This is a genomic window from Paraburkholderia sp. (genome assembly GCF_034668105.1).
GTDB lineage: Bacteria > Pseudomonadota > Gammaproteobacteria > Burkholderiales > Burkholderiaceae > Paraburkholderia.
Genome location: NZ_JAXDPY010000489.1, coordinates 1 through 6,450 on the forward strand (window position 1 = coordinate 1; position 6,450 = coordinate 6,450).

A 6,450-nucleotide genomic window follows, 5' to 3' on the forward strand; every position below is an offset into this window, starting at 1 on the left:
CGGGTGCGAAACCAGGAATGAGTCATGATTCTGAAATCCGTTAGTGATGTGTTGTTGTCGATCTTTGATGAGTCGCGCGCCGCTTGCCGCCTGATTTGCTGCAAGCGGCTGACTACCCGGCCTGCATTACGTCTCGAACAATCCCGCGCCGATATACGAACCCGGTTTGGCGCCCGGCGGCACGGCAAACACCGCGCTGCCAACGTGCGTCGTGAACTGGTTCATCATGTCGAACTTCGCGAGCTTGTCGTTGATCGGAATGAAACCGGTACGCGGGTCGCTCTGGTGAGCCACGAAAATCAGCCCCGCGTCGTATTCGGTTTCCTGGCGCCACGGCGGCCAGCGCTCGATGTAGAAGTTCGTGCCGTCGTTGTACGAGTACGAGCGGCGCAGAATCTGCGCACCGTTGTTGCTCGCCTGATTCGACAGCCGCACGTGCGAGTTTTCCGGAATTACCGGATTGCCGTCCTTGTCCTCTTCCTTCAGGTCCACGGCATCGAATTCGTTCTTCTTGCCGATTGGCGCGCCGCTATATTTGTGACGGCCGAACACCTGCTCCTGAAAATCGAGTTCGGTGTTGTCCCAGTGTTCGAGCGTGATGCGGATGCGGCGCACCACCGTATAGGTGCCGCCTTCCATCCACGGCGCGTCGGCGGTGGCGCCGGCCCAGACGAATTCGTTCATCAACTGCGGCTTCACGATCGACGGATTGTTGGTGCCGTCCTTAAAGCCCATCAGATTGCGCGGCGTCTGACCGCGCGGACCGGACAGGAAACCGGACTGGCCCCAGCGCATTGTCGCGACGCCGTACGCGAGGCGCGACAGCTGGCGCACCGCGTGAAACGCGACTTGCTGGTCGTTCGCGCAGGCCTGAATGAACAGGTCGCCGCCGGTCTTCTCGGCGATCAACTGGTCGCCGTTGAAGCGCGGCAGATCGACGAGCGCGGCGGGGCGCCGCGAGGCCAGCCCGTAGCGGTCCTTACCTTCATGCGTGAAGAGACCCGGGCCGAAACCGAAGGTGATGGTCAGGCCGCAGGGGCCGAGGCCGAGCACGTCGCCGGAATCCGGCGCGGCTTTGTTGTCGGCCGCGTCGCCAGCCGGCAGCGGCGCGGCCGTGGCGCCCTGCGTGAGGCGTGCGGCGGCGTCGGTCCAGGTGCGCAGCAGGGCGATGACGTCGTCGCGTTTGTCGGTCGTCAGATCGAGTGCGGCAACGTACGTGTGACTTTGCTGCGGCGTGACAATGCCGCCTTGATGCAAGCCGTAGAACGGCTCGAGCGCCATCTGCGGATCGGCGTTGTGCGCCGGCGTTCTGGACTGGGCGGCCTGGGCGGTCTGCGACGTCGCAAGACCTGCACCGAGGCTCGCGCCGGCCGCTACCGCTGCGCCGCCCGCCTTGAGAAAGCCGCGCCGTGATGGCCGCGGGGGCTGATCGTTTGCCATGGTTACTTCACCTTCATTTGGCCGTGGGACATGCCGGGCTTGCCCCGGCTTCGAGGCCGGGTTCGGTTCGCTGCTTCGCGTCACACATTTGCGTCGCTGTTTGCGGCGCTGTTTGCGTCACGGGTTTGCGTGACTTACTTAGCCAGAACCAGCGTGTTCACGTCGTCTTGCACATAATAAAAACCGTCGCCTTCGGGGGTCATCGCGAGACCGAACAGGTCGCCGTTGCCGGGCGGCGATTGCGCCTTGTCGGTGTCGATCCAGCGTGCGTATATCTGCTTGCCGCTGGCAGGATCGATTTCGACGATCTGGCCGTTCAACGCGTTCGTGACGAGCAGGTGGCCGTTCGGCGCGGTGACCATGGCGAGCGGGCGATGCAGCAGGCCATCGGCCGTCAGCTGGCGACCCACGCCGGCGCTGGTGTCACGCGTCATCGGATCGTCGATTTCGGTGATGCGGTTGCCGATCGCGTCGGACACGTACAGCAGTTTCTGATCGTTCGAGAGCGCCAGTCCAGTCGGGCCGACGAGGAACACGCCCTTGTCGGCCTGCGCGCCAAAGCCGCTGCCCACCACGGTTTCTTTCTTCACGACGGGCGGTTTGCCGGCCGGCACGTCGAGGTCCAGGCGCAGCACGGTGGCCTGCTTGAACACCGGCGGATTGCCTTGCGCACCGCCCACGCCGAAGCCCGCGTTACTGACGAACAGCGTCGCGCTGGTGCCGTTGTCGACGACCGCCATGTTGCCCCACGGATCGTTGATATTCGGGCTGCTGATGGTCGACGCGACCTTGCCGTTCGGGTCGATCACGATCAGGCAGCCGGCGCCCTTGGTGCCGGTGGTGCCGTCGTTGCTCGGCGTGCTGCCGACGATCACGTAGCCCGACTTCAGCATCGTCATCGCGGTGGAAAGGCCGATGCCACCCGGGCATTCTTTCAGATCGCGCGGCACCGTGGCGAACACCGTCATCTCTTTGGTGTCCGGATGATAGTTGATGATCGTGCTGCCGGTGCCCTGCAGGTTGGTCGAGTTATTGAAGTTGCCGACCAGCACGTCGCCCTGCTTGACGGTGCCCGCGCTGACCGGCGCGACCACCACCGCGTACGGATTCTGGTCGCCGTTGCCCGGCACCGTGTTGATCAGCGTGGTGTGATGCTTGACGGTTTCGAGGAAACCTTGCGGCTCGGCGTGCGCGACGCCGGCTGTCGCGAACCCGGCGGCGCTGACGGTTGCGGCGATCAAGGCGCGCGCGGCGCGCGGCGAAAACTTGCGCGTGGGATTGTTCATGAATGAGCCTCGGTGCCGGCGCACAAAGCGGTGGTTGCGGTCATGATCGAAAGCATGGGATTCGATTTATCGTGAGCGAAGGGTGAGCGTACGTGAACGTAAGTTAGGGGCGCGAACGGCATCAGAACGTGATGTTGGTCCGCACGCCGATGACGAACGTGTTGCGCAGCGGCTGCGTCGGATCGTTCGGATTCTGGCCGGCGCCGGCATTGAATGTGTATTGCGCATCGGCTTGCAGCTGCCACCACGGATTGACCTGATACTGGTAGGTCGCTTCGAGCGTGGTTTCGCTAGTGCGCACACCGTAGGGGCCACCGCTGAATGCCAGGTTATCCTGATCGAGACCGTTCACGTGCTTGCCGATCTTGATGTAGGTGAGCGCGATGCCGGCGCTGTCGTTGTCGCGGCCGGCGAACGGCGCCTTCATCACGATGCCCAGGTTGGCGGCGACGCTCACCAGGTTGCGGTCGCCCGGCGCGCCCATCACGCGCGCGAAGACGTTGAGGCTGCGCGGCTCGTCCGGATCCGGACGCCAGATCATCTGGTCGGCGACCGCGTAGAAGCTGTAGTCGCCGTGATGATTCTGCGCCACGCCGGTGCTCGCCGGATTCGCCAGCGAGAGGCCGGTGTTGTCGAAGCGCTGATCGGCGAAGCTGCCGTTGTTGTACCAGACGCCGAGTTTGTAGGTGCCCGGCAGACCGCCGCCGCTCATGCCGACCATTTCGCCGTCAGCCGGCTGGTTGATCGCGTACTGCAACTCGCCGATAAACAGTGTGCCGTTGTGCAGGTTGAAGTTGGTGCCGCTCTTGTTGTCCGGATTGTTGCCGAGCGGATCGCCGTCGAATACGCCGGCGAGCGCCGTCAACGAAGGCGTGATCTGGCCGCGTACACGCACGCCGAGAGCGGACAGCGGATAAGCGGGCCCCCCGGACGGCATGTCGTAGGACGGCAAGGCAGGCCAGCCGAACATCGTATTGACGAACAGTGCCGAATTCGAGCTGGTGATGAATTCCTGGTCGATACTTTGCTGACCGATCTTGACGTCGATGCGCCTGTTCAGGAACGACTGCTGGTACCACAATTCCCACAGGCGGGTCGTGTCATCGGCTTCGATACCGCTTGCCGTATTCAGCGTGCCCAGTTTGTTGGCGCTGAGGTTGGCGCCGTGGATCTGCAAGGCGCTGACGTTGAACAGTCCGCCTGGCAAACCGAACGCCTTTTGCGTATCCATTTGCACGGCCGCTGTCGTCAGGCCGTCGTAATCCGCGCCGCGCGCGAGACCGCCGCGGACGTTGGCGAGCACTTCGCTGGTCTCGGTGAGCGCGAACGTCACGCCGTATTTGCCGAGCCAGGGGCGCAGGCCGCCGATGTCGCCGAGCATCGTCTGTCGGTTCCAGAAGCCGGTCCATTGATTCGTTTGAGTCGCCTGAATGTTCAGGTCGGCTTCGGGCGCTTCCGGTGCGGCATCGGGATTGGCTTCGGCCATGGCGGCGCTGGCGCTCAAAGAGGCCCAGGCGAAAGCGGTGCAGAGCGCGGCGTGGCGCATGGCGGGCAAACGCGAGCGGCGCGGGGCGCCAGCGCGCGGCGCGGAGTCACGGAGCAAACGTGCCCGGCCGGCGGCTTCAATGGATTGGGCGAACTTCATCGAACTCCTTATTGGTGTTGTATCGACTGATCTGACCATCGCACTTCCACAGGGCTATGCGCCTGCGATGGCGCCGCATTGGTTCGCGAGTCCAAATGCAGCAGATGGCGCGATCGTACGCATGCGAATTAGTTGCGTCAACACAAATGAGAACGATTCGCATCAATATTACCAGGATTTAATTTCGGGCTTTACGTACTGCTGCTGAAGGTTCTTTGTGCGTAACTAAAATGGAATGAAAACGTAATGTTTCCGTATGTCTGTGGTCGTATCGAACCGGGGCGGCAGAGCCGTGTCGAACGGCACGAGTACCCCGAAAGGCCAATGTCAGGAGATAGAAATGAATAAACGCATCCTTTTGCTTACGTTGCTGGCGAGCGGCGGTTTGCTTGTAAGCGGCGTCTCGAACGCGCAACTGAATCTGAAACAGTTCGGCATAGGCGGCGGCAATAGCGCGGCGGACGCGGGCGCAACCGGTTCGTCGGGTGGCGTATCACAGTTGTTGCAGACCTATGTGGGTGCGAACCAGCAGGTGCTGAGCGGCCAATCGAGTCTTGCGTCGGCGATGGGCATGAGCAGCGCCGCGGGGCAGGCGCAACAGGCGGCGGGATTGTTGAGTGGCGGAACGCCGTCGGTGAGTCAGTTGACGCAGGTGGGCAACACGCAGCAGTCGTTATCGCAGACGTTGACCCAGGCGTTCGCGAGCCGCGCGAGCGGCAGCGCGTCGGCCACGCCGGTGAACAAGCAGGCGTTCACGGACGGCTTGTCGTCGTTGGGAAAAGGTGTGAGCCAGTATTCCAGTTTGCAGTCGGGGCTGGGGAGTATCGGCCAGATGAATCCATCGTCGCTCCTGCAGTCGGGAATGAATCCGCAGACGGCGCAGAGCGCGTCGTATATCGCCCAGTCCGCGCCGGGGCAATTGCAGTCGCTGATGTCGACGCTGAGTTCGGCGGTGCAGTTCGCGTCGAGCCATGGGATCAGCGTGCCGTCTATCGCGACGTCGGCGTTGAAGGGTGGGCAGTAGTGAGGGTGTTCTGAGGCGGGTGCTGCCCAACACAAGGGCGGCGCCAATCGGTCACCACGCGCCACTACGAAAACAGGCAGCGCGCGGCGCCTTTAGCCGGCAACAAAAGACGCTATGATCGTCTCCCGAAGCCATGCTGTAGCGCGAAGCCCATGAGTGCCCAGCGCCCAAATCCATACCGGGACGACACCGATGTCACACACAGTGAATCTGGAAAACTACTTCACCCGCATAGGCTACACAGGGCCTCGCGCGGCAACGTTGGAAGTGCTCCAGGAGATCCACCAGCTGCATCCCCGAGCGATTCCCTTCGAGAACCTGAATCCGCTCACGCGCCGTGCGGTAAAGCTCGATCACGAATCGGTCGAACATAAACTGATCACGCAAAAGCGCGGCGGCTATTGCTTCGAGCAGAACGCACTCTTCGCAAACGTGCTGATGCAGCTAGGCTTCGAGGTCACGCCTTTGCTAGGGCGAGTTCTTTGGGGCCGCGAATCCGCCGAGGTCCCCCCGCGCACGCACATGATCCTGCGTGTCGACATCCATAACGAAGCATGGATCGCCGATGTCGGTTTCGGCAGCGTGACATTGACCGCGCCGCTGCGCCTGGTCGCAGGCACCGCGCAGGCCACGCCCCTTGGCACGTTTCGCCTCGCCGATGCATCGCACGACGCGCTCTGCCTCGAAGTGCAATCCCGCGATGAAAGCTGGGCGCGCGTCTACCGTTTCGATCTGCATCCGGTCGAATGGATCGACTATGAAACGTCGAACTGGTACACCTCGAGCGCGCCGGATTCTATTTTCCTGAGCAATCTGATCGTTTGCCGGGTCCTGGCGGCGTCGCGCCTGACCTTGCTCAACGATCAACTGAACGAACGCGCGGCGGACGGCCACGTGATCAGCGAACGGCAACTGAAAAGCGCGGACGAACTCGCAACCTGTCTACGCGATCAATTCGGTCTGAACACGGGAGACATGGACATTGCGGAAGTATTCGGGCGCGTGCGCTCACCGGCGGTGGCTTCCGCCTGAGGCGAGAGAGTAACGGGCAGCCG

General features: G+C 62.7%; 6 protein-coding genes. 3 read left to right on the forward strand and 3 right to left on the reverse strand.

The window, feature by feature from the left end; translation table 11 throughout:
• Positions 1-126 precede the first annotated feature (126 nt).
• From efeB to QOC89_RS22130, 3 genes are all read right to left on the reverse strand, one after another.
• Positions 127-1,440: an iron uptake transporter deferrochelatase/peroxidase subunit gene (gene efeB / locus QOC89_RS22120; protein ID WP_323046970.1), complete on the reverse strand. Its 1,314-nt coding sequence runs from the start codon at positions 1,438-1,440 to the stop codon at positions 127-129.
• Between the two features lie 134 nt (positions 1,441-1,574).
• The gene (locus QOC89_RS22125) at positions 1,575-2,726 is read right to left on the reverse strand and encodes a hypothetical protein (RefSeq protein WP_323046971.1); all 1,152 of its coding nucleotides are present in this window, start codon (positions 2,724-2,726) and stop codon (positions 1,575-1,577) included.
• A 121-nt stretch (positions 2,727-2,847) separates the two neighbouring features.
• On the reverse strand, positions 2,848-4,272 hold the full coding sequence (locus QOC89_RS22130) for a carbohydrate porin (protein WP_323046974.1): 1,425 nt from the start codon (positions 4,270-4,272) through the stop codon (positions 2,848-2,850).
• On the opposite strand from QOC89_RS22130, the gene QOC89_RS22135 reads away from it, so the two are divergent.
• The 3 genes from QOC89_RS22135 (at position 4,211) to QOC89_RS22145 (ending at position 6,427) form a co-directional block, all read left to right on the forward strand.
• A complete protein-coding gene (locus QOC89_RS22135; protein ID WP_323046975.1) occupies positions 4,211-4,579 on the forward strand; it encodes a hypothetical protein in 369 nt (122 codons plus the stop codon). The two genes, QOC89_RS22130 and QOC89_RS22135, sit on opposite strands and share 62 nt — an antisense overlap.
• Before the next feature lie 132 nt (positions 4,580-4,711).
• Positions 4,712-5,395, forward strand: a complete 684-nt coding sequence (locus QOC89_RS22140; RefSeq protein WP_323046972.1) for a hypothetical protein — start codon at positions 4,712-4,714, stop codon at positions 5,393-5,395.
• 192 nt (positions 5,396-5,587) lie between these two features.
• Entirely contained in the window at positions 5,588-6,427 is an 840-nt protein-coding gene (locus QOC89_RS22145) for an arylamine N-acetyltransferase (protein ID WP_323046973.1), read from the forward strand.
• Positions 6,428-6,450 lie beyond the last annotated feature (23 nt).